Annotated in this window: 24 protein-coding genes; 7 read left to right on the plus strand and 17 right to left on the minus strand. The window is 60.0% G+C overall.

The genetic code is table 11. From position 1 onward, the window contains the following. Positions 1-42: 42 nt before the first annotated feature. The 5 genes from H7A77_RS16385 to cpxR all read right to left on the minus strand — a co-directional run bounded on the left by H7A77_RS16385 (position 43) and on the right by cpxR (position 4,260). Complete coding sequence (locus tag H7A77_RS16385) at positions 43-714, minus strand: DUF3313 domain-containing protein (protein ID WP_033645203.1); 672 nt, start codon at positions 712-714, stop codon at positions 43-45. A gap of 104 nt (positions 715-818) precedes the next feature. Continuing rightward, positions 819-1,592, minus strand: a complete 774-nt coding sequence (locus H7A77_RS16390) for a CHAD domain-containing protein (RefSeq protein ID WP_182074418.1) — start codon at positions 1,590-1,592, stop codon at positions 819-821. Between the two features lie 61 nt (positions 1,593-1,653). Next, positions 1,654-2,127, minus strand: coding sequence for a tRNA (uridine(34)/cytosine(34)/5-carboxymethylaminomethyluridine(34)-2'-O)-methyltransferase TrmL (gene trmL / locus H7A77_RS16395; protein WP_182074419.1), 474 nt, complete (start codon positions 2,125-2,127; stop codon positions 1,654-1,656). Positions 2,128-2,170: 43 nt separating this feature from the next. Next, positions 2,171-3,565, minus strand: a complete 1,395-nt coding sequence (gene cpxA / locus H7A77_RS16400; protein WP_015379421.1) for an envelope stress sensor histidine kinase CpxA — start codon at positions 3,563-3,565, stop codon at positions 2,171-2,173. Further along, a complete protein-coding gene (gene cpxR / locus H7A77_RS16405; RefSeq protein WP_004931124.1) occupies positions 3,562-4,260 on the minus strand; it encodes an envelope stress response regulator transcription factor CpxR in 699 nt (232 codons plus the stop codon). The genes cpxA and cpxR overlap by 4 nt, the downstream gene beginning before the upstream one ends. A gap of 148 nt (positions 4,261-4,408) precedes the next feature. On the opposite strand from cpxR, the gene cpxP reads away from it, so the two are divergent. The 4 genes from cpxP to H7A77_RS16425 all read left to right on the plus strand — a co-directional run bounded on the left by cpxP (position 4,409) and on the right by H7A77_RS16425 (position 8,289). Next, on the plus strand, positions 4,409-4,888 hold the full coding sequence (gene cpxP / locus H7A77_RS16410) for a cell-envelope stress modulator CpxP (RefSeq protein WP_004931122.1): 480 nt from the start codon (positions 4,409-4,411) through the stop codon (positions 4,886-4,888). A 131-nt stretch (positions 4,889-5,019) separates the two neighbouring features. Further along, on the plus strand, positions 5,020-5,922 hold the full coding sequence (fieF, locus tag H7A77_RS16415) for a CDF family cation-efflux transporter FieF (RefSeq protein ID WP_072626428.1): 903 nt from the start codon (positions 5,020-5,022) through the stop codon (positions 5,920-5,922). A 231-nt stretch (positions 5,923-6,153) separates the two neighbouring features. Then, positions 6,154-7,116 carry a 6-phosphofructokinase gene (pfkA, locus tag H7A77_RS16420; RefSeq protein WP_004931116.1) on the plus strand — a complete coding sequence of 321 codons (963 nt, stop codon included), beginning with the start codon at positions 6,154-6,156 and terminating at the stop codon, positions 7,114-7,116. Between the two features lie 183 nt (positions 7,117-7,299). Beyond that, positions 7,300-8,289 (plus strand): sulfate ABC transporter substrate-binding protein, encoded by a 990-nt coding sequence (locus tag H7A77_RS16425; protein ID WP_033645235.1) that lies wholly within the window; start codon positions 7,300-7,302, stop codon positions 8,287-8,289. 65 nt (positions 8,290-8,354) lie between these two features. On the opposite strand, the gene tpiA is transcribed toward H7A77_RS16425, so the two are convergent. Both tpiA and H7A77_RS16435 read right to left on the minus strand, forming a co-directional pair. Further along, positions 8,355-9,122 carry a triose-phosphate isomerase gene (gene tpiA, locus H7A77_RS16430; protein ID WP_033652212.1) on the minus strand — a complete coding sequence of 256 codons (768 nt, stop codon included), beginning with the start codon at positions 9,120-9,122 and terminating at the stop codon, positions 8,355-8,357. A 127-nt stretch (positions 9,123-9,249) separates the two neighbouring features. Next, entirely contained in the window at positions 9,250-9,834 is a 585-nt protein-coding gene (locus tag H7A77_RS16435; protein ID WP_033645207.1) for a DUF1454 family protein, read from the minus strand. Between the two features lie 199 nt (positions 9,835-10,033). Here H7A77_RS16435 and H7A77_RS16440 point away from each other — a divergent pair, with 199 nt between their 5' ends. Beyond that, positions 10,034-10,453 carry a DUF805 domain-containing protein gene (locus H7A77_RS16440; RefSeq protein WP_016929710.1) on the plus strand — a complete coding sequence of 140 codons (420 nt, stop codon included), beginning with the start codon at positions 10,034-10,036 and terminating at the stop codon, positions 10,451-10,453. An 11-nt stretch (positions 10,454-10,464) separates the two neighbouring features. Here H7A77_RS16440 and fpr read toward each other — a convergent pair whose 3' ends face one another. Both fpr and H7A77_RS16450 read right to left on the minus strand, forming a co-directional pair. Continuing rightward, positions 10,465-11,211 carry a ferredoxin--NADP(+) reductase gene (gene fpr / locus H7A77_RS16445; protein ID WP_033652210.1) on the minus strand — a complete coding sequence of 249 codons (747 nt, stop codon included), beginning with the start codon at positions 11,209-11,211 and terminating at the stop codon, positions 10,465-10,467. 3 nt (positions 11,212-11,214) lie between these two features. Further along, positions 11,215-11,826, minus strand: a complete 612-nt coding sequence (locus H7A77_RS16450; RefSeq protein ID WP_033631328.1) for a metalloregulator ArsR/SmtB family transcription factor — start codon at positions 11,824-11,826, stop codon at positions 11,215-11,217. 298 nt (positions 11,827-12,124) lie between these two features. Here H7A77_RS16450 and emrD point away from each other — a divergent pair, with 298 nt between their 5' ends. Continuing rightward, positions 12,125-13,309 carry a multidrug efflux MFS transporter EmrD gene (gene emrD / locus H7A77_RS16455; protein WP_042785565.1) on the plus strand — a complete coding sequence of 395 codons (1,185 nt, stop codon included), beginning with the start codon at positions 12,125-12,127 and terminating at the stop codon, positions 13,307-13,309. 194 nt (positions 13,310-13,503) lie between these two features. Here emrD and glpX read toward each other — a convergent pair whose 3' ends face one another. The 3 genes from glpX to H7A77_RS16470 all read right to left on the minus strand — a co-directional run bounded on the left by glpX (position 13,504) and on the right by H7A77_RS16470 (position 17,040). Then, entirely contained in the window at positions 13,504-14,514 is a 1,011-nt protein-coding gene (gene glpX / locus H7A77_RS16460) for a class II fructose-bisphosphatase (protein WP_072626426.1), read from the minus strand. Positions 14,515-14,643: 129 nt separating this feature from the next. After that, complete coding sequence (gene glpK / locus H7A77_RS16465; protein WP_182074420.1) at positions 14,644-16,152, minus strand: glycerol kinase GlpK; 1,509 nt, start codon at positions 16,150-16,152, stop codon at positions 14,644-14,646. A gap of 42 nt (positions 16,153-16,194) precedes the next feature. Continuing rightward, entirely contained in the window at positions 16,195-17,040 is an 846-nt protein-coding gene (locus tag H7A77_RS16470; protein WP_004931095.1) for an MIP/aquaporin family protein, read from the minus strand. A gap of 524 nt (positions 17,041-17,564) precedes the next feature. Here H7A77_RS16470 and zapB point away from each other — a divergent pair. Continuing rightward, a complete protein-coding gene (gene zapB, locus H7A77_RS16475) occupies positions 17,565-17,804 on the plus strand; it encodes a septal ring assembly protein ZapB (protein ID WP_004931092.1) in 240 nt (79 codons plus the stop codon). A gap of 60 nt (positions 17,805-17,864) precedes the next feature. On the opposite strand, the gene rraA is transcribed toward zapB, so the two are convergent. From rraA to ftsN, 5 genes are all read right to left on the minus strand, one after another. Then, on the minus strand, positions 17,865-18,350 hold the full coding sequence (gene rraA / locus H7A77_RS16480; protein ID WP_004931090.1) for a ribonuclease E activity regulator RraA: 486 nt from the start codon (positions 18,348-18,350) through the stop codon (positions 17,865-17,867). A 75-nt stretch (positions 18,351-18,425) separates the two neighbouring features. After that, the gene (locus tag H7A77_RS16485; RefSeq protein WP_108682193.1) at positions 18,426-19,343 is read right to left on the minus strand and encodes a 1,4-dihydroxy-2-naphthoate polyprenyltransferase; all 918 of its coding nucleotides are present in this window, start codon (positions 19,341-19,343) and stop codon (positions 18,426-18,428) included. Between the two features lie 96 nt (positions 19,344-19,439). Beyond that, complete coding sequence (gene hslU / locus H7A77_RS16490; protein WP_033645212.1) at positions 19,440-20,774, minus strand: HslU--HslV peptidase ATPase subunit; 1,335 nt, start codon at positions 20,772-20,774, stop codon at positions 19,440-19,442. A 12-nt stretch (positions 20,775-20,786) separates the two neighbouring features. Beyond that, positions 20,787-21,317 carry an ATP-dependent protease subunit HslV gene (gene hslV / locus H7A77_RS16495; RefSeq protein WP_004931085.1) on the minus strand — a complete coding sequence of 177 codons (531 nt, stop codon included), beginning with the start codon at positions 21,315-21,317 and terminating at the stop codon, positions 20,787-20,789. A gap of 102 nt (positions 21,318-21,419) precedes the next feature. Beyond that, positions 21,420-22,352 carry a cell division protein FtsN gene (gene ftsN / locus H7A77_RS16500; protein ID WP_047025847.1) on the minus strand — a complete coding sequence of 311 codons (933 nt, stop codon included), beginning with the start codon at positions 22,350-22,352 and terminating at the stop codon, positions 21,420-21,422. Positions 22,353-22,389 lie beyond the last annotated feature (37 nt).

The raw sequence follows: 22,389 nt of genomic DNA on the forward strand, positions 1-22,389 counted from the left end.
TCAGGGGGAGCTTCGGCTCCCCCTGTGTTTTTCAAGCGGCGGTCAGCCCTGTTTCGGGAACTGGGTGATATCGGTAACGATATCGTCGATCGCCGCCTTGACGTCATCCGCCGTGACCGGCGTGCTGTCGTTGTTGACAGTTTTACCGTAGGCCTTGCGCACCACTTCCATCACCGTTTTACCGGTATCCTGGTCGATCAACTCGCCTTCGATATACAGCGCGGTATTTTGCGTCCGGTGCCCGGTAGCCGCCATGGTGCTGGCAACCACCGCAGCGACCGGCACCACCTCATAGAACTTCATGTCTTCGTTTTCGGCCGAAACGGCGGTGATGGCGAGTTTGGCCACCAGCACGCGCGAGCCCGCCGGGCTTGGCAGAATGGTAAAGCGGTTCTGCAGCGCGGTTTTGATCCGCTGGGTCGCGTAGGCCTTAATCTTGTTCAACGTGTCCTGGCTGACGCGCGCCGTGGGTTTCTCCGCCGGGAAATAGACCACCGGTTGGAAATAGATGCCGCGATAGTTGGATTCCTTGTAACTCGGATCTACCCAGCGCAGCGTTTTATGACCGCTGGGCGAGGTGGTTTCCTGCAGTTTGCTGTAATCGGACAAGAAGCCCGAATATTGCGACGTTTGGGTGACTTTGGACGAACAGCCCGCCAGCAACAGGCCCGCTGCCAGAACGGCCATGGCAACGCTCAAGCGTTGTTTTTTCATGTGGTTTCCTATGATGAGTGGTGATTACCCTTACAAAACATAGCGCATTATCTGCGGCGTAGCGGGCATTTTCGGGGCCGGGCGTGCCCTGTCGCGGCCTTTTTTCAGGATCGTGATGCGCCGCCGGTTTTTGTCGCCAGCGCCGGTGATAAGGCGGCGAGTGAGGCATCCGCTCTGGCCAGCGTCAGGCGTAGCTCAGCTTGCCACTGTGGCAACAATGGCCAGAGATCCGCCTGATGTTCGGCTTGCAGGCACCAAACCTCCCGGTCGTGCCAATCACCGAGGGCATTTTGCGCCGCTTTCAGGCTCGCTATCGCGGCGGGAGAAAGGGGAAGGCGTTGCGGGTAGGCTTCGGCCGCGTAACGCAGGCGTTTAACCAGCAGCCGCAGACGGTGGCGATCGTAGCCGGTATCAGCCAACGCCCGGCGCAATTGCCGCTGCTGGCGCTGCAGGCGTCGGTTCACACGGTGTTTGGCGGCGCGTTGCGCGGTGCGGCGAAAGCGGTGCGGCCAGGCGTGCAATAGCGAAGGGAAGCGGATGAGCTGCGGGTTGGCGAGCAGTTGGCGGCAGCGGGCCTGAAAATCGCTCTGGCGCACGTTGGCCTGCCAATCCAGATGATGGTGCGCCAGTTCGGCGATCAGCACCTCGAGATCGCGCAGCGGCGTCGTGAGCCTGCCCAACTGGGCGGCGGCCCGATCGAGCCGCGTTGCGCCGGGGCAACCGTGCAACGGGCGCAGCAGGCTGCGGATACGGCGCAGACTGACGCGCAAATCGTGCAGCGCTTCGCTGTCCGGCGCCTGTTGCAGCCGCTGTAGCGCCTCGTTCAGCGCCGACTCGAGCCGGCGAAGCGGGGTGACAATATCCTCGACGAAAGCCATGTGCCGTTCCTGGAGAGAGCATCGCAACGATGCCTCCTTCAGTATGGCGCGTCGTTGCGGATTACGCCTTGATCAGCGCGCCGGCATAGTCCAGCTGCCGCCAGGCTTCATAAACCACCACCGCGACGGCATTCGACAGGTTCATGCTGCGGCTTTGCGCCTGCATCGGGATGCGGATTTTTTGCTGCGCGGGCAGCGCATCGAGGATGTCGGCGGGCAACCCGCGCGTTTCCGGGCCGAACAGCAGGTAGTCGCCAGCCTGATAGCTGACGGCGCTGTGCGCCGGCATGCCTTTGGTCGTGAGAGCAAACAGCCGTTGCGGATCCTCGGCGGCGAGAAAAGCGGCGTAGTCGGCATGACGGTGGACGCGGGTGAACTCATGGTAATCCAGCCCGGCGCGGCGCAGACGCTTGTCGTCCCACGGAAAACCCAGCGGTTCGATCAGATGCAGATTAAAGCCGGTATTGGCGCACAGGCGGATGATATTGCCGGTATTGGGTGGAATCTCGGGTTCAAATAAAACGATGTTCAGCATGTTGCAGGCCCCTCGTGAACGAGGGGCGCAGGATAGCAAACTCTTACTGTTCTGTCTTAGACGATAGGCGTTGATGATGCAGCGGCAGCCACAGCACCAGCCGCAGACCGCCAAGCGGGCTGTCTTCGGCCTTCACCCAGCCGCGATGCTGATTGACCGCCGCCTCGACGATCGCCAGACCAAGGCCGGTGCCGCCGGACTCACGGTCGCGCGCCTCATCGGTGCGGTAGAACGGGCGGAAAATCTGCTCGCGATCTTCGGCGCTGACGCCGGGGCCGTCGTCGTCAACCTGGATGGTCACGCCCTGATTGTCGGCGCTGAACGCCACGGCGATGCGGGTGTGCGAATAACGCAGGGCGTTGCGCACGATGTTTTCCAACGCGCTGTCCAGCGCGCTCGCGTTGCCGAACAGCGTCCACGGGCCGGGCGGCGCAGCGATCTCCAACTGCTTGCCCATCTGTTCCGCTTCGAAACGGGCGTTGTCCAGCACGTCGGCCCACAGTTCGTTGGCCTTCAACTGCTCGCGCGCCAGCTCGCCCTTCTGCTGCCCGCGCGACAGCGCCAGCAGATCGTTGATCATCGAATCCAGCCGCTGCGCTTCGGTTTCGATGCGCGCCAGTTCGTGGCCTTCGCCGTGGCGGCGGCGCATCAGCGCGGTGGCCAACTGCAGGCGAGTCAGCGGCGTGCGCAGCTCGTGCGAGATGTCCGAGATCAGCCGCTGCTGCGCGTTCATCATGCGCTCCAGCGCGCTGACCATTTGGTTGAAGCTGGCGCCGGTGGCCAGGAACTCCTGCGGACCGGCCTCCAGCTCCGGATGCTGCTTCAGGTTGCCGCGCGCCACGTCATCGGCGGCGTTCTTCAGCTTGCGCGCCGGCTTCGCCAGGCTCCAGGCCAGCCACAGCAGCAGCGGGGCGCTGATCAGCATGGTGACGATCAGCAGCAGCAGCGGCCGGTCGAACATCAGGTTGATGAAATCGGATTGCGGGCTGTTGGCGGGACGGATCAGGTACAGCTGGTAGTTGTCTTCGCCGTCGCGCACCGCGAACGGCCCGACCAGCTCGACGCGGCCGTATTTTTTCTTCTTCGGATGATCCGAGTTATCGGATTGGCCGATGAAGTTGCGGACGATCTGCATTTCGTTGCGCTGCGCGCCGATCACCCGGCCTTCGCTGGTGACCAGCAGCAGGCGTTGGCCCGGCGGCGCCCATTTGTCGATGGCGCGGAACAGGCGGCGCCACCACATCAGATCGTTGGCCGGATCGTTTTGCAGCTCGGCCTCGACGTGCTGTTCCAGCATCAACCCCTGCCGCTGCTCGCTGTCGAGCAGCGAGGTCATTTGGCGGGAGTCGAGCTTGGGCACCATCAGCACCAGCATTAGCACCAGGGCTAACGTGAACCAGAAAATGGCGAAGATGCGTGCCGTCAAACTGTTGATCATGTTGCAGATACCATCAAATAACCACGCCCGCGCAGGGTTTTGAACCACGGATGCCCGTCTTTGCGATCCGGCAGCTTACGCCGCAGGTTGGAGATGTGCATGTCGATAGCGCGATCGAACGGAGTCAGGCGTTTGCCCAGCACTTCCTGGCTCAGCAGTTCGCGCGACACCACCTGGCCGAGATGCTGCGCCAGCAGATACAGCAGGGTGAACTCGGTGCCGGTCAGATCCAGCACCTGGCCGTCGAAGCTGGCCTCCTGGCGGCCGGGGTTCAGCTGCAGGCCATCGACATCCAGCGTCGGGGCGCCGCTGTCGACCTGTTGCTGCTGTTCGCTCCAGTTGGAACGGCGCAGAATGGCGCGAATGCGCGCGACCAGCTCGCGATCGTTGAAGGGTTTCGGCAGGTAATCATCGGCGCCCAGCTCCAGGCCCAGCACGCGGTCCAGCTCGCTGCCGCGCGCGGTCAGCATGATGACCGGCGTCTGGTGATGTTGGCGCAGTTCTTTCAGCGTATCGATGCCGTTTTTCTTCGGCATCATGATGTCGAGCAGCAGCAGATCGACGGAGCTGTCCAGCAGCGACAACGCCTGCTCGCCATCGTGCGCGACGACGATATTAAAACCTTCCATTTCAAGCAGTTCTTTTAACAGCGAGGTCAACTCGCGGTCGTCGTCAACTAACAGAATCTTGTTCATTATGATTTACCTCCAGACGCAAAATACGTCATCAACTGTTGCCATTCCATGACTTTACGTAGTTTTACATGCACTGACGCAGGTTTTCAGGTGTGGCGGTACACTGCTCCTCGTTGATTCGCAAAGTGAGAAAGCTTGAGGAGTTGAAATGCGTAAGGTGACCGCATTAGTTATGGCATCACTGCTGGCAATTGGTTCGACCGCTGCCTTCGCTGCCGACACTATACCGGACACAGCCCAACCTCCCGGCAACGACGCGATGACCCGAATACCCGGCCAGCACCATATGTTCGACGGTGTCAGCCTCAGCGAACAGCAGCGCCAGCAAATGCGCGATTTGATGCGCCAGGCCCGGCACGATCTGCCTGGTGTCAATGTAGCTGAAATGGAAGCCATGCATAAACTGGTGACCGCAGAGAAATTTGACGAAGCCGCCGTGTACGCCCAGGCGGAAAAGATGGCCCAACAGCAGGTCAAGCGCCAGGTCGAAATGGCCCGGGTGCGCAACCAAATGTATAACCTGCTGACGCCAGAGCAAAAAAGTGTTTTAGACCAGAAACATCAGCAGCGCATGCAGCAGATGGAGCAACAAATTTCTGGTTTGCAGCAAGCTTCTGCCCAGAAGTGAAGTACGACTGAGTAGTCCCCTGTTTTTCCTTGCCATAGACACCATCCCTGTCTTCCCCGCCATGATGGCGGGGTTTTTTTTATCCGACATTTCGCTATATTGAGCGCCACACCTTTTGGCCGGGGCCCCTTATGGAACAGCGCTATGCACGCCTGGTAAAGTCCGCCGCGTTGGCCGCAACCGCGCTGGCGTCGTCGCTGCTGTTGATTAAAATCGTCGCCTGGTACCACACCGGTTCGGTCAGCCTGTTGGCGGCGCTGGTGGATTCGTTGGTCGATATCGCCGCCTCGCTGACCAACCTTCTGGTGGTGCGCTATTCGCTGCAGCCGGCCGATGCCGAGCACACCTTCGGCCACGGCAAAGCGGAATCGCTGGCGGCGCTGGCGCAAAGCATGTTTATTTCCGGCTCCGCCCTGTTTTTGTTCCTCACCGGCTTCCAGCACCTGTATGCGCCGCAAGCGCTGCGCGATCCCGGCGTCGGGGTCGTGGTGACGGTGATCGCGTTGGTCAGCACGCTGATTCTGGTCACCTATCAACGCTGGGTGGTCAGAAAAACGCGCAGTCAGGCCGTACGCGCAGATATGCTGCATTATCAGTCAGATGTCATGATGAATGGTGCTATTCTTATCGCTCTTGGGCTAAGCTGGTACGGCTTCCAACGGGCGGATGCGTTGTTCGCGCTGGGCATCGGCGTTTACATCCTCTATAGCGCGTTGCGCATGGGCTATGAAGCGGTGCAGTCGCTGTTGGATCGGGCGTTGCCGGATGACGAGCGCCAGGCGATTATCGCCGTGGTTTCCTCCTGGCCCGGCGTGAAAGGCGCACACGATCTGCGCACGCGTCAGTCGGGGCCGACGCGTTTCATCCAGCTGCATCTGGAGATGGAGGACACGCTGCCGCTGCGCGAGGCGCACCGGTTGGCCGATCAGGTGGAACAAGCCCTGCGGCAACGTTTTGCGGGGGCGGACGTCATCATTCACCTGGATCCGTGCTCCGTGGTGCCGCCGGGTAGGCAGGGGCATTGGGAGCTATAATCATATAGAGGCATAGCGCAACGTATTATCATGAATATCTGAGTTAGCTCAGCGTGCCATGCGGTGTTTTAACCGTTATATTGCGTGACTTGAATCAATTCAGCTGGGTGTTTTTGATATAATATCCAGCAATAAGCCGTAAAGCTGGTTTTCTGCAGCCGGAGAGGTTTCAAGACGATCGGCGGAGACAGAATTCTTAAGAAATTGCATCTACACAGTTCAGAGGTAGTCATGATCAAGAAAATCGGTGTACTGACGAGCGGCGGTGATTCGCCGGGTATGAACGCTGCAATCCGCGGCGTTGTGCGTTCTGCGCTTTCAGAAGGTCTGGAAGTTTTTGGTATTTACGATGGCTACCTTGGCTTGTACGAAGATCGCATGGAGCAGCTGGACCGCTATAGCGTGTCCGACATGATCAATCGCGGCGGCACCTTCCTCGGCTCTGCCCGCTTCCCGGAATTCAGGGATGAAAACGTGCGCGCCAAGGCGATTGAAAACCTGAAGAATCGCGGTATCGACGCGCTGGTGGTGATCGGCGGCGACGGTTCCTACATGGGCGCCAAACGCCTGACGGAAGAAGGCTTCCCGTGCATCGGCCTGCCAGGCACCATCGATAACGATGTCGCCGGTACCGACTACACCATCGGTTACTTCACCGCGCTGGAAACCGTGGTGGAAGCGATCGACCGCCTGCGCGATACCTCCTCGTCGCACCAGCGCATCTCTATCGTGGAAGTGATGGGCCGTTACTGCGGCGATCTGACGCTGGCGGCGGCGATTGCCGGCGGCTGCGAATTCATCGTGCTGCCTGAAATCGAATTCAATCGCGAAGATCTGGTGTGCGAAATCAAGGCCGGTATCGCCAAGGGCAAAAAGCACGCCATCGTAGCGATCACCGAGCACATCTGCGATATCGATGAGCTGGCGCGCCACATCGAGCAGGAAACCAAGCGTGAAACCCGCGCTACCGTGCTGGGCCACATTCAACGCGGCGGTTCACCGGTCGCCTATGACCGCATCCTGGCCTCGCGCATGGGCGCCTACGCCATCGAACTGCTGCTGCAGGGTTACGGCGGCCGCTGCGTCGGTATCCAGAACGAAAAGATGGTGCATCACGACATCATCGACGCGATCGAAAACATGAAGCGTCCGTTCAAGGGCGACTGGCTGGAAACGGCGAAAAAGCTGTACTGATTCGCCGCTCACCGCGCGCTGAAAGCCTCCGCTTGCGGGGGCTTTTTTATGCTCGCCGGTGACATATTCCAGAATCATCTATCCCAAACTTTTTTATTCTTTAATTGCCGGGAAAGTTTCTGGCAGGCTCTGATGCTAAATCAACCGATTGAGGTTGCGTTAATTTTCTGGGAGAGCCTGTCGATGCGTAAATGGGGTGTAGGTCTGACATTGGTGCTGTTGGCGTCCGGCGCCATGGCGAAGGATATTCAGTTGCTGAACGTGTCATACGATCCGACGCGTGAGTTCTATCAGGCTTACAACACGGCATTCAGCAAGCATTACCAGGCGGAAACCGGCGACAAGGTGACGGTGCGTCAGTCGCACGGCGGCTCCGGCAAACAGGCGACTTCGGTGATCAACGGCATCGAGGCCGACGTGGTGACGCTGGCGTTGGCCTATGACGTCGACGCCATCGCTGAACGCGGGCGCATTGAGAAAGACTGGATAAAACGCCTGCCGGACAACTCGGCGCCTTACACGTCGACCATCGTCTTCCTGGTGCGCAAAGGCAACCCGAAACAAATTCATGACTGGCCTGACTTGATCAAGCCGGGCGTGTCGGTGATCACCCCGAATCCGAAAACCTCCGGCGGCGCCCGCTGGAACTACCTCGCCGCCTGGGGCTACGCGTTGCATCACAACAACAACGATAAGGCCAAGGCGCAGGCGTTCGTCAAAGACCTGTACAAGAACGTAGAAGTGCTGGATTCCGGCGCGCGCGGCTCGACCAACACCTTCGTTGAGCGCGGCATCGGCGACGTGCTGATCGCCTGGGAAAACGAAGCGCTGCTGGCGGAGAAAGAGCTGGGCAAAGACAAGTTCGAGATAATCACCCCGAGCGAATCGATTCTGGCCGAACCGACGGTGTCGGTGGTGGATAAGGTGGTCGATAAACGCGGCACCCGCGACGTGGCGACCGCCTACCTGAAGTATCTGTATTCGCCGGAAGGGCAGACTATCGCGGCGCAGCACTATTATCGCCCGCGCGATGCGGCGGTGGCGGCCAAGTTCGCCGGCCAGTTCCCGCAGCTGAAGCTGTTCACCGTGGATGACACCTTCGGCGGTTGGACCGAAGCGCAGAAGGTGCATTTCGCCACCGGCGGCGTCTTCGACGAGATAAGCAAACGCTGATCCCGTTCGAGCGGCAATAAAAAACCCCGGCAAGCCGGGGTTTTTTTATGACAAGCCTAAGACAATCAGGCTTTTTTCGCTGCGGCAGCGGCCTTGACGATCACGGCGAAAGCGTCGGCTTTCAGCGAGGCGCCGCCCACCAGCGCGCCGTCGATATCCGGCTGGGAGAACAGCTCTGCGGCGTTCTTGTCGTTCACCGAACCGCCGTACTGGATGATGATTTCAGCGGCGACCGCGGCATCGTGTTTGGCGATGTGATCGCGGATAAATTTGTGCACGGCCTGCGCTTGCGCAGGGGTGGCGGATTTGCCGGTACCGATGGCCCAGACCGGCTCATAGGCGATCACGGTGCCTTTCATCGCCGGTGCGCCCAGCGTTTTCAGTACGGCGTCGATCTGGCGCGCGCACACTTCTTCGGTTTTGCCCGCTGCGTTTTCCGCTTCGGTTTCACCGATGCACAGCACCGGGATCAGACCGGCTTCTTTCAGCACGGCGAATTTCTCGGCGATCACTTCGTCGCTTTCTTTGTGGTAGGTGCGACGCTCGGAGTGGCCGATGATGATGTACTGAGCGCCGACGTCTTTCAGCATGTTGGCGGAAACTTCACCGGTGAAGGCGCCGGACAGGTTAACGTCCACGTTCTGCGCGCCCAGCGCGATGCGGCTGCCGGCCAGCGCGTGCTTGGCCTGATCCAGATACATCACCGGCGGGGCGATGGCGACGCCACAGCCGTCAACGCTGCTCAGCTCACTGCGCAGACCGGCGATCAGTTCGTTGACCATGTGGGTGCTGCCGTTAAGCTTCCAGTTACCCATAACTAATGGATGACGCATGTTTTTTCCTCCAACTAGGGAACGCGAGAGTCGAAATGACAACTGCCGGACCGGCAGTTTACCTGCCCAACAGTATAGAGATCATTAAGCGCGAAGGCTTTGCTTTTCGTCATTAAATGCCGCGCCGTTACGGCTCGGAAAGCGCCAGCTTAATCGGTTCAACCGCGAAGGTGACCCCTTTATCGCCGTTGTCCGAGACGACATAGCGAATGGCGCCGACCTGCTGTTGGTAAAAACGCGATCCTTTGCCTTTTTCCAGCAGGCTGTTCACCTTGTTCTGACTCTGTTCCACCGTCAGCGCCGGTTCGAACTGACGCATCAGCGCCGCCATGTAGTTGATGGCGATGGCGCGCGCGGCTTTTTCTTCATTGGCCTGCTGCAGCGGCAGATGTGTGATCTGCAACGTTTTGATTTTACCGGTACCTTTCTCCAGTGCGGTGGAGGCGTACAGGTTTTCGTTGAGTTTACTGGCGGCGCGCGTCAGCAGCGGCGAATCGTCTTCGGCGGCGGGAATGGCGCGGAATTCGCCAATCGGCAGCTTCGGGTTATCGCGGTTGTACTTTTCACGGAATTTAATCACCGTCAGGTCGAACGTCGGCGCGCCGGCCAGCAGGTAAGGCGCGGTCGGTTTCGCTTCGGCGGCGGGCGGTTCGGCCCAGGCGCTGGCGGCGGCCTGCAGCAGGCAGGCGATGGCGAGGGTTTTTCTCAGCATGGCGTATGGCATCAAGGACAAAGATGGCTCCGATTAAAGCGATAACCCGCAGGCCTTGTCAAAGATCCCACGCCATTATCGGTTCGCTGACGAGAAAGCTGTGCGGCGCGCCGCGTTATGCGAGGCGGAAAACTCGGCCCGGCAGCGCCTATGTTACACTGCGGCGCAGAATATGGGCAGGCTTAGAGCGCAGGAATCGATGACGTTACAACAGTGGTGTTTTTCTTTTAAGGGCCGCATCGGGCGGCGCGACTTCTGGATCTGGATGGGGCTGTGGCTGGTGCTGATGGCGGCGGCGTTTACGCTGGCCAACTATCAGCTGATCGCCATCCAATCCATCGCTTTCTTTATCGTGGCGCTGCTGTGGCCGACGGCGGCGGTGCTGGTCAAGCGCCTGCACGATCGCAACAAGGCCGGCTGGTGGGCGCTGCTGCTGATCCTGGCGTGGATGCTGGCGGCGGGGAACTGGCAGATGCTGGCACCGATCTGGCAATGGGGCGTCGGGCGTTTCATTCCGACGCTGATTATCGTGATGATGATGATCGATTTGGGCGCCTTCGTCGGCACGCCGGGAGACAATCGGTTCGGCCCGGAAGCCGAACCGGTGAAGTTCCGCTGATCCCCGCCGGGTTACCAGTAGTGTTCGCTGGTGATATGGCCCGGCTTGCGGCGCAGGTGCTTGCGCATCTGGCGTTGGTCTTTCAGCGTTTGCTGCGTATCTCGCACCATTTGCGGGTTGCCGCACAGCATCACGTGGCTGGTTTCGGCGTCGATGGTCAAGCCGATCGCCGCTTCCAGTCGGCCGTCCTCGATCAGCGCCGGCACGCGGCCGGTCAGTGAGCCGGGCGTCTCTTCACGGCTGACGACGGTCTGGATGCGCAGCTTGCCGTTGTAGCGTTGCTGCAGTTGCTGCATCAGCGGCAGGTAGCTCAGGTCGCGCGCAAAACGCGCGGCGTGCACCAGCACCAGGTTGTTAAAGCGCTCGAGGCCGGCGCCTTGCTGCAGAATCGATAAATAGGGGCCAATGGCGGTGCCGGTCGCCAGCATCCACAGCGTGTCGCAGTCGGGCACCTCGTCCAGCACGAAGAAGCCGGCGGCTTCTTTGGTCACCATCAGGTCCGATCCCGGCCGCAGCTGATTGAGGCGCGGGCTCAGTTTGCCTTCCGGCACCGTGACCAGATAGAACTCCAGGTTGGCGTCATCGGGGGCATTGACGTAGGAGTAGGCGCGCTGCACCCGTTCACCGTCGATCTCCAGCGCCAGCTTGGCGAATTGCCCGGCTGTGAAAGGATCGATGGGGGCATTGACCACCAGGCTGAACAGCCCGTCGGTCCATTGTTTTACCTGCGTAACCTTGCCGTTTACCCATTCAGCCATACTCTAAAGCTCCCGTGGTCGAATCAAATAAGCACAATGTCGTGAGCCGGAAATGGCGTGCGCGGTGCGCTCTACCCGGTAGTCGTTGCCGAACAGCCGGTGAAACAGCTGCAGCTCGGAATTGCACAGGCTGCTGCAGTTGGAACCGGCCACGCCGATCGGACAGTGGTTTTCCACCAGCAGCGCACCGTGCGGATGATCGAGCAATTCGGCCATGTAACCGTCGTGTTGCCGCAGGCGAACCAGGCGGGTTAGCCGATCCTGATGGCTGCGCTCGGCGGACAGCTCTTCGGCATAGCGCAGATAAAGCTGCTCTTCGCGCGCGATGAGCAACGGTTCCACGCCGGCGCCGCCAAACAGCTGCAGCGCGGATTCCCGCAGTCGCTCCTGATCGTCGGCCGTGTAGGCGTGCCCCCGCTCGGTCAGCGACCAGTAGCGCGTCGGGCGGCCGACCTTGCTGCGCGCTTCTTCGTAACAAACCAGCTCACGTTTTTCCAGGGATTGCAGATGTTGTCGGATGCCCATCGGCGTGATGTCCAGACGCTCCGCCAGCATTTTGGCGGAGTGCGGGCCGAGAGCCTTTAACTGCAATAAAATCAGCTCAGGTGTTTTCATGAACCAAATCCCTATGGTGTTATTTTATTTCAAGTTGATGAAAATAATTATCGATTAAATGCTAAAGCGCAGCTACTGCAAACGCGCTAATTTTTACCCCCAAAGCGTTAGACGTACAGTTTAATTTACGAGCCTGGTCGGGTTTGCTGCCAGTGTGACCTGGATCAATATTTGTCTGAAACTCGCTAAAAAAATCAGATTTGATTAGCTTATGCCGCCATAGAGGGCTGCTCGCCGTTCTGGCTGCTGCAACGGCCATACCGGGACGCTGTGACGAGTTGAAACGTTAACGAAGATAATGAGAAAACTAGAGAACTTTCACCTGCTGGTGATGCTTATCCTGTTGGTCGCCGTCGGCCAGATGGCGCAAACCATTTATGTTCCCGTTATTGCTGACATCGCTCACGATCTGTCGGTGCGCACCGGCGCCGTGCAGCGGGTGATGGCGGCGTATTTGCTGACCTACGGTTTCTCCCAGCTGATTTACGGGCCGATATCGGATCGTATCGGGCGTCGTCCGGTGATCCTGACCGGCATGATGATCTTCCTGGTGGGGGCGCTGGGCGCGCTGCTGTCCACCAACCTGACGATGCTGGTCGCCGCCAGCGCCATCCAGGGCATGGGCACCGGCGTGGCGGGCGTGATGGCGCGCACCATGCCGCGCGATCTGTATGCCGGCACCGCGCTGCGCTATGCCAACAGCCTGCTGAATATGGGGATTTTGGTCAGCCCGCTGTTGGCGCCGGTGATCGGCGGCGCGCTGGCGATGGTGTTCGGCTGGCGAGCCTGTTACGCCTTCCTGCTGGCGCTGTGCGCCTGCGTCGCCTTCGCGATGTTCCGCTGGCTGCCGGAGACCCGTCCGGTCCAGACAGAAAAACGCCGCATGCTGGCCAGTTTCCGCCAGCTGCTGAGCGACAGCACCTTCAGTTGCTATCTGGTGATGCTGATCGGCGCGCTGGCGGGGATTGCGGTATTTGAAGCCAGCTGCGGCGTGTTGATGGGCGGTGTGTTGGGGCTGAGCGGCCTGACCGTCAGCATCCTGTTCATTCTGCCGATCCCGGCGGCGTTTTTCGGCGCCTGGTACGCCGGGCGCGACGGCAAGACCTTCCATACGCTGATGTGGCATTCGGTGCTGAGCTGTCTGCTGGCGGGAGCGATGATGTGGATCCCGGGCTGGTTCGGCGTAATGAACATCTGGACGCTGATCGTGCCGGCTGCATTGTTCTTCTTCGGCGCCGGCATGCTGTTCCCGCTGGCGACCACCGGGGCGATGGAGCCGTTCCCTTACCTGGCCGGCGCGGCGGGCGCGTTGGTGGGCGGCATGCAGAACATGGGCTCCGGTCTGGCGACCTGGCTTTCCGCCATGCTGCCGCAAACCGGGCAGTTCAGCCTCGGCTTGCTGATGTTCGCGATGGCGGTGCTGATCCTGCTGTGCTGGTGGCCGCTGTCCAACCGGATGCAGCATCAGGGACACACCGCATAACGACAGGGCGCCATTCGGCGCCCTCATACCGTTGACAAAGGGGAGAAAAAGCGTGGTTTTTCCCCCCTTTGCGGGGATCAGCCGAAAATCAATGAATTGATTTTCCTTGTTTTCTATTTGCTGCTCTCTATCAACCCGGCAAGGGCATGAGGTTTGTCATCAATCATCAGGGCGCCATTCGGCGCCCTGTTTCGTTACAGCAGAAACTCGTGCAGCGCCGGGTCTTTGCGATCCAGATAGTGGGTTGAACGGATACGGCGAAGGGTGCGCGACTTGCCGCGGATCAGTAACGTTTCGGTCGTGGCCATGTTGCCCTTGCGGCTGATGCCCTCCAGCAAATCGCCCTTGGTGATGCCGGTGGCGGAGAAGATGACGTTGTCGTTGCGCGCCATCTGGTCCAGGCGCAAGACCTGACCGGCCTCGATGCCCATCTCACGGCAGCGCGCCAGCTCCTGCTCGCCGAGGCGGCGGTTCTCGGGGCTGTCGCCTTTCACTTCATGGCGCGCCAGCAAACGCGCCTGCATGTCGCCGTCCAGCGCGCGGATCACCGCGGCGGAGATCACCCCTTCCGGCGCGCCGCCGATGCCATACATCACATCGACCTCGCTTTCCGGCATGCAGGTGAGAATGGAGGCCGCCACATCGCCGTCAGGAATGGCGAACACCCGCACGCCCAACTGCTGCATCTGCGCGATGACGCCGTCGTGGCGCGGTTTGGCCAACACGATGACCGTCAGCTGCGACAGCGGTTTGCCCAGTCGTTCGGCGACGTTCCGCAGGTTCTCCGCCAGCGGCAGATTGAGATCGATGGCGCCGCGCGCCGCCGGGCCGACCACCAGCTTCTCCATGTACATGTCCGGCGCGTGCAGGAAGGTGCCGCGATCGCCCACCGCCAAGACCGCCAGCGCGTTGGACTGGCCCATGGCGGTCATGCGGGTGCCCTCGATCGGATCGACCGCGATGTCGACCGCGTCGCCCTGGCCGCTGCCGACCTGCTCGCCGATATACAGCATCGGCGCTTCGTCGATCTCGCCTTCGCCAATCACGATGCGGCCATCGATATCCACCTTGTTGAGCATGATGCGCATGGCGTGGACCGCCGCGCCGTCGGCTGCGTTCTTGTCGCCGCGTCCCAGCCATTTGTAGCCCGCCAGCGCGGCGGCTTCGGTAACGCGGGAAAATTCGATGGCTAATTCACGTTTCATGGCAAACCTGTCTGTGAGAAAGGGAAGAAAATATCGGCAAAGTCTATCACAGCGCGGCGGCGGCGGGGCGGGGCAAAAAAAAGCGCCGCCCGCAGGCAGCGCAATTTTGGGGTAACGGCAAGGCTGGGTTTAATCGTGATCTTCCCACGCCTGCGCGCGAGCCACCGCTTTTTTCCAGCCGCTGTAGCGGTAGTTGCGTTCGGTGGTTTCGATGCTTGGACGGAATTCACGCTCAATCACCGCTTTGCTCTTCACTTCATCCAGATCGTTCCAGTAGCCGATGGCCAGGCCCGCCAGGAACGCGGCGCCCAACGCCGTCGATTCACGCACTTCAGAGCGTTCTACGCGGGTGCCGAGGATATCGGACTGGAACTGCATCAGGAAGTTGTTGGCGACCGCGCCGCCGTCCACGCGCAGCGATTGCAGGCGGGTGTTGGCGTCGGCCTGCATGGCGTCCAGCACGTCGCGCGTCTGGAAGGCGATGGATTCCAGCGTGGCGCGGATGATGTGGTTGCTGTTGGCACCGCGGGTCAGGCCGAAGATGGCGCCGCGGGCATACGGATCCCAGTAGGGCGCGCCCAGGCCGGTGAAGGCCGGCACCACATAGACGCCGTTGCTGTCTTTCACCTTGGTGGCGAAATATTCGGAGTCGGCGGCGTCGCTGATCAGTTTCAGCTCGTCGCGCAGCCACTGGATAGACGCACCGCCGATGAACACCGCGCCTTCCAGCGCATAGTTCACTTCGCCGCGCGGGCCGCAGGCGATGGTGGTCAGCAAACCGTTTTTCGAGCGCACCGCTTCTTTGCCGGTGTTCATCAGCAGGAAGCAGCCGGTGCCGTAGGTGTTCTTCGCCATGCCCGGTTGAACGCACAGCTGGCCGTACAATGCCGCTTGCTGGTCGCCGGCGATACCGGCGATAGGAATACGCGTGCCGCCCTTGCCGCCGATGTTGGTCTGGCCGTATACCTCGGAGGAAGGACGGACTTTCGGCAGCATGGCGCGCGGAATGTCCAGCACTTCCAGCATGCGTTCGTCCCAGTCCAGCTCGTGGATATTGAACATCATGGTGCGTGAGGCGTTGGTGTAATCGGTGACGTGTACGCGCCCCTGGGTCATCTTCCACACCAGCCAGGTATCGACGGTGCCGAACAGCAGTTCGCCGCGTTTGGCGCGCTCGCGGGCGCCTTCGACGTTGTCCAGGATCCATTTCACCTTGGTGCCGGAGAAGTAGGGGTCAACCACCAGGCCGGTGTTGTGACGGATGTACTCTTCCAGGCCGTCGCGCTTGAGCTTCTCGCAGATGTCGGCGGTGCGGCGGCACTGCCAGACGATGGCGTTGTAGACCGGCTTGCCGGTCTCTTTTTCCCAGACGATGGTGGTTTCGCGCTGGTTGGTGATGCCGATGCCGGCGATCTGATCGGAATTGATGTCGGCCTTCGCCAGCACTTCTACCAGCGTCGAGCTTTGCGACGCCCAGATCTCCATCGGGTCGTGCTCAACCCAGCCGGCCTTTGGATAGATCTGCGGGAATTCGCGTTGCGATACCGCAACGATGTTGGCGTCGTGATCGAGCACGACGGCGCGTGAGCTGGTGGTCCCTTGGTCGAGTGCGACAATGTATTTTTTTTCTACAGTCATGGTAATTATCCTGCTGTTGTTAACCGTTTAAAACTGCACCCATCACGCTTTACGCTGCTGGGTCTTGGCGTCGGGCTCTTCTTCCGTCACGCAGACGTCGCACGGCAGGTGGCGGCCAATCAGCGCGCGGTAACCGAAAGCGCCCAGGCCACAGCCGACGATAGGGGCGAAGATCGGCACCAGGAAGTACGGGATGTCGCGCGCGCCGGTGAAGGCGACTTTGCCCCAGCCGGCCAGGTAGGCGAACAGTTTCGGCCCGAAGTCACGCGCCGGGTTCAACGCAAAGCCGGTCAATGGTCCCATGGAGGCGCCGATCACGGCAATCAGAATACCGATCAGCAGCGGCGCCAGCGGGCCGCGCGGAATGCCGTTGCCGTCGTCGGTCAGCGCCAGGATCAGGCACATCAGGATCGCAGCGATCACCATTTCTACCAGGAATGCCTGGCCGACGGAGATGTGCGCGTTAGGGTAAGTCGAGAAGATGCCGGCCAGTTCAAGGCTTTCGTTGCTGCCGCGCACCATATGGTGAGCCGCTTCGAAGTCGAAGAACAGGTTGTAGTACAGCCCGTAGACCAGGGCGGCGGCGCAGAAGGCGCCGGCGATCTGCGCAATGATGTAAGGCACCACTTTGCGCCCGTCGAAGCAGGCGAACAGCCACAGGGCGAGGGTGACCGCCGGGTTGAGATGCGCGCCGGAAATGGCGGCGGTCAGATAGATGGCCATGGCGACGCCGAGGCCCCAAATGATGCTGATTTCCCACTGGCCGAAGCTGGCGCCCGCCAGTTTCAGTGCGGCAACGCAGCCTACGCCAAAGAAGATCAGCAGCGCCGTGCCGAGGAACTCGGCGATGCACTGGCCTTTTAATGTCGGACTGGTGGTTTGGCTCATAATGTTGGTGTCCTGCAAAACGGCGGTTGTTGGTTTATAGGCTCAGCCAGGTATACATCTGACCTATGGGCACAGTTTTTTTCATCTCGTCCAATTATTGAATGAGGACGTGATGTAAATTTATCGTTAACGAACATAAACGAGAAATAGCGAAATCAAAATGTGTGTGGCGCGTCATAAAATTGAGCGATTTCGCGTCGTTCAGTGTTCTTTCTGAGCCATAAAAGTGTGATCTGACCAGTGGTTTGGCGAGGGGCATTAACAACTCGCGGCGGCGGCGGCGGGGATTTTCAGTTTTTACTGATGGCGAGGGCAGGAAAATTGCAACAGACTGCGCGATGATCCGGTATGTTGCTAGACAGGCGGAGACTGGCTACTTACAATCGTTTTTAACGAATCGAGACTGGCGCGCCTTCCGTAACGGCGCGCGTCACTGAGCGCGATGCAATATTCGCAGTAGCTGCAGCCGACGTTGCGGCCGCTACTTATAGATGTACGCCTTGCTATCATGAGGGGACTGAAGCATGTCATTTGAAGTATTTGAGAAACTGGAAGCAAAAGTACAGCAGGCGATTGATACCATCACCTTGTTGCAGATGGAAATTGAAGAGCTGAAAGACAAAAACAACTCTCTGTCGCAGGAAGTTCAGGCTGCCTCCGGCAACCACGAAGCGCTGGTGCGCGAAAACCAACAGCTGAAAGAAGAACAGCACGTATGGCAAGATCGCCTGCGCGCGCTGCTGGGCAAAATGGAAGAGGTTTGATTCCTTACGCCATGCAGCAACGAAAAGGGCGCCTGAGGCGCCCTTTTTCATGTCTGAAAATCACTCGATGTCGAGCGGGTCTTCGGAGAGGATGATGCCGGTGTTGTCGGCATACAGGTGGTCGCCGGAGAAGAAGGTGACGCCACCGAAGTTGACGCGGATATCGCTTTCGCCCACGCCTTCGCTTACGGCACCCGCCGGGATCGCCGCCATCGCCTGAATGCCGATGTCGAGCTCTTCCAGATCGTCCACCTGGCGCACCGCGCCGTACACCACGATGCCTTCCCATTCGTTCTGGGCGGCCAGGCGCGCCAGTTCGGCGTTGATCAGCGCCCGGCGTACCGAACCGCCGCCATCGACCAACAGCACGCGGCCGCGACCGTTTTCTTCAAGCAGATCGAATAACAGGCCGTTATCCTCAAAGCATTTCACCGTGGTGATCTGCCCGCCAAATGAAGTACGCCCGCCAAAATTGGAGAACAGAGGTTCAACAACGTTCACCTCTTCATGATAGATGTCGCAAAGTTCGGAAGTATCGTATTTCATAGGATTTTACGTCTGTTTGCCGCAGGAATGTTCAGTATATCCCTTTATTCGCCCTGTTGGCAAAATCATCAGTTTTTAACTGAGCGCCACGCCGATGGCGAACAGCAGGTTGGCCAGCAACGCCGCCTTGACCATATGCTCCAGCATCGGCCGCATGCCGACCGGCGTCGGATCGCGCAGCACGCGCAGGCCGTGGCGCACCAGCAGCGGGATCGCCAGCACGAACAGCCAACCCCACGGGCTGTGGAGGTTGAACAGCGTGAACAGCGCGAAACACAGCACCGCGCCGCCGAGCAGCAGGGCGTGGTAAATGCGCGCCTTGTGCGGGCCGAGACGCACCGCCAGCGTATTCTTGCCGTTTTCGCGATCGCTTTCGATATCGCGCAGATTGTTGATGTTGAGTACCGCCGTCGCCAGCAGGCCGCAGGCGGTAGCCGGTAGCATCACGACGCTGTCGAAGGTGTGCGTCTGCAAATAGTAGGTGCCGGCCACGCTCAGCCAGCCGAAGAACACCAGCACCGAGATGTCGCCCAGCCCCAAATACCCGTAGGGTTTGTTGCCGACGGTGTAGGTGATGGCCGCCACGATAGACAGCCCGCCCAGCACCAGGAAGCCCACCACGTCGCTGGGTTGCTCGCAGGCGACGGCGATCAGCGAACAGCCGGCGAGGGCGATCAGCACTACCGTCACCACCAGCGCCCGTTTCATCTGCGCCTGGGTGATCATGCCCTTTTGCATGCCGCGCAACGGCCCGATGCGATCTTCTTTGTCGCTGCCTTTGACCGCATCGCCGTAGTCATTCGCCAGGTTGGAGAGGATCTGCAGCAGACCGGCGGTCACCAGCGCCAGCAGCGCCACTTCAGGTTTCAGGCTGCCGTGCCAGGCGGCGATCGCCGAGCCGACCACGATGGAGGCAAAGGCCAACGGCAGGGTGCGGGGGCGTAGACTTTCGAGCCAGGCGGAAATCGGGGTGGTGGAGGTTGATGAGCTCATGTTTCGCTTCTGTCAGTAAGTTGCGGTGTCCGTTAGAAATAATTGTGGGAGGCAATGCCTCCCACACAGATGACTGACAAGACAATGATTGAGCGATTATAGGATAAAACGACTCAAATCTTCATCCGCCACCAGTTCATCCAGATGACTGCGCACGTAATCCGCATCAATTGTAATGGATTGGCCATTAATTTCACTCGCATCGTAGGAAATATCTTCCATCAGACGCTCCAGCACGGTGTGCAGACGACGCGCGCCGATGTTCTCGGTGCTTTCGTTGACCTGCCACGCGGCTTCGGCGATGCGGCGGATGCCGTCGGCGGTGAACTCGATATTGACGCCTTCGGTGCCCATCAGCGCTTTGTACTGTTCGGTCAGCGACGCGCTCGGCTCGGTCAGGATGCGCTCGAAGTCTTCGGTGGTCAGCGCCTGCAGCTCAACGCGGATCGGCAGACGGCCCTGCAGTTCCGGGATCAGATCCGACGGATTGGCGGTCTGGAACGCGCCGGAAGCGATGAACAGAATGTGGTCGGTTTTCACCATGCCGTGCTTGGTGGACACGGTGCAGCCTTCCACCAGCGGCAGCAGATCGCGCTGCACGCCTTCGCGGGAAACGTCCGGGCCGGAGCTTTGGCCGCCGCGCTTACAGATTTTGTCGATCTCATCGATAAACACGATGCCGTGTTGCTCAACCGCTTCGATCGCCTGCTCTTTCAGCTCTTCCGGGTTCACCAGCTTGGCGGCTTCTTCTTCCACCAGCAGCTTGAAGGCTTCTTTGATCTTCAGCTTGCGCGGTTTTTGCTTTTGGCCGCCGAGGTTCTGGAACATCGACTGCAGCTGGTTGGTCATCTCCTCCATGCCCGGAGGCGCCATGATTTCCACGCCCATCGGCGCGGCGGCCAGATCGATTTCGATCTCTTTGTCATCCAGCTGGCCTTCGCGCAGCTTCTTGCGGAATGCCTGGCGGGCGGCGGACGGTTCCTGGCCTTCTTCCGGCTGGCCCCAGTTGTTTTTGGCCGGCGGGATCAGCACGTCGAGAATGCGCTCTTCGGCCAACTCTTCGGCACGGGTGCGGTTTTTCTCGATCGACTGCATGCGCACCATTTTGATGGCGGCATCGGTCAGATCGCGGATGATGGAGTCCACTTCTTTGCCCACATAGCCCACTTCGGTGAACTTGGTGGCTTCAACCTTGATGAACGGCGCGTTGGCCAGCTTCGCCAGACGGCGGGCGATTTCGGTTTTACCGACGCCGGTCGGGCCGATCATCAGAATGTTTTTCGGGGTCACTTCGTGACGCAGCATCTCGTTGAGCTGCATCCGGCGCCAGCGGTTGCGCAGGGCAATGGCGACAGCGCGTTTGGCCTTGTTTTGGCCAATGATATAGCTGTCCAGTTCGCTGACGATCTCGCGCGGGGTCATTTCAGACATGGTATTCGATCCTTACGCTTTGGAAGGCAATTCTTCAATGGTGTGGAAATGGTTGGTGTAAATACAGATGTCGCCGGCGATGTTGAGGGATTTCTCAACGATGTCGCGGGCGCTCAGCTCGGTATTTTCCAACATGGCGCGGGCGGCGGCCTGGGCGTACGGGCCGCCGGAGCCGATGGCGATCAGATCGTTTTCCGGCTGCACCACATCGCCGTTGCCGGTGATGATCAGCGAGGCGGTTTCATCGGCGACCGCCAGCAGCGCTTCGAGCTTGCGCAGCATGCGGTCGGTGCGCCAGTCTTTCGCCAGCTCGACGGCGGCTTTCACCAGGTGGCCCTGATGCATTTCCAGTTTGCGTTCAAACAGTTCAAACAGCGTGAAGGCGTCAGCGGTGCCACCGGCGAAACCGGCGATCACTTTGTCGTTATACAGGCGACGCACTTTCTTGACGTTACCCTTCATCACCGTATTACCCAGGGTTGCCTGGCCATCACCACCGATGACGACCTGGCCGTTGCGGCGTACGCTTACAATTGTTGTCACGAGCAGACCCTCGTTAAAGACGGAAAGAAGTCCCCGCAGCGCCTGCTTTCGCAGACGCTACGAGGCATATTGAGAGTATAGATGGGGGGGGATTGACGCTTTTCAACCCCCAACGGAGAGGGGAATGCAACTCGACATGCCGACGCCCTTCAGGCGCGAAAGGGTTTTGTCCGCTGCGGCGCGGCTGCTGTAGGGGCCGAGCACCACGCGATTCCAACCGCCACCGGCGGTGATGCGGCTCTCGATGCCCTCGAACGCCAGGCGCGCACGCACGGATTCAGCCTGATCGGTGGCGCGGAACGAACCGCATTGCACCATCCACTTCTGTTTCGATTCCGGTTTGGTGTCCTGCTTGGCCGTTTCCTGTTTCACTTCCGGTTTGGGCTCCGGCTTCGGTTGCGGCTTCGGCTCAGGCTGTTTCACCTGCGCCGGCGGCGGGGTGACTTGCTTCGGCTGCTGGTGCTGCTGCACCGGCGCGGTGGCGGCCCCGTTGTTGAACGGGTTGCGCGGCGCCTGAGTGACCTGCTGCTGTTGCTGTACCGGCTGCTGCTGCATTTGCGGTTGTTGCATCTGCTGCTGGCGGTTGCCGCGCGCGTTGGCCTGGCCCGGATCGTTATACGGCACTTCATTCAGCTGCGTCGGGCGCTGTTGCATGTCGGCCTGCATCTGCTCCAGCAGTTGCCGTTGTTCGGCGGTCAGCTGAGTTTTGGAATTGAGCTCGCCGCCGGCCGTCGGTTCGGTCGGGGTTTGCACGCCGATCTGTCGGTTTTCCAGCTCTTTGATATAGCGCCAGCGCTCTTCCGGCTTCGGCGGCAGGCCGTTGCCTGGGCGAGTGGTGTGCGCAGGCAACAACGGCGCGTCTTCCGGCTTGTTGTGCGTAATGAAATAGAGGCCACCGACAAAGACAACCAGCAACGCGACGGCTAACGCCAGCACGGTTTTGGAAACCTTCGGAGAACTGCGTTTTTTACGGCTGGGGGTTTTGCGCTTAGCTCCTGCTGCGCGCCCACGGCTTACATAGTCTTTTTGTGCCACTATTATTCCGCTGTGTCCTGATGAGAGGATAAGTCCG

This window comes from Serratia sp. ME47 (assembly GCF_903970925.1).
Classification (GTDB): Bacteria; Pseudomonadota; Gammaproteobacteria; order Enterobacterales; family Enterobacteriaceae; genus Serratia; species Serratia ureilytica.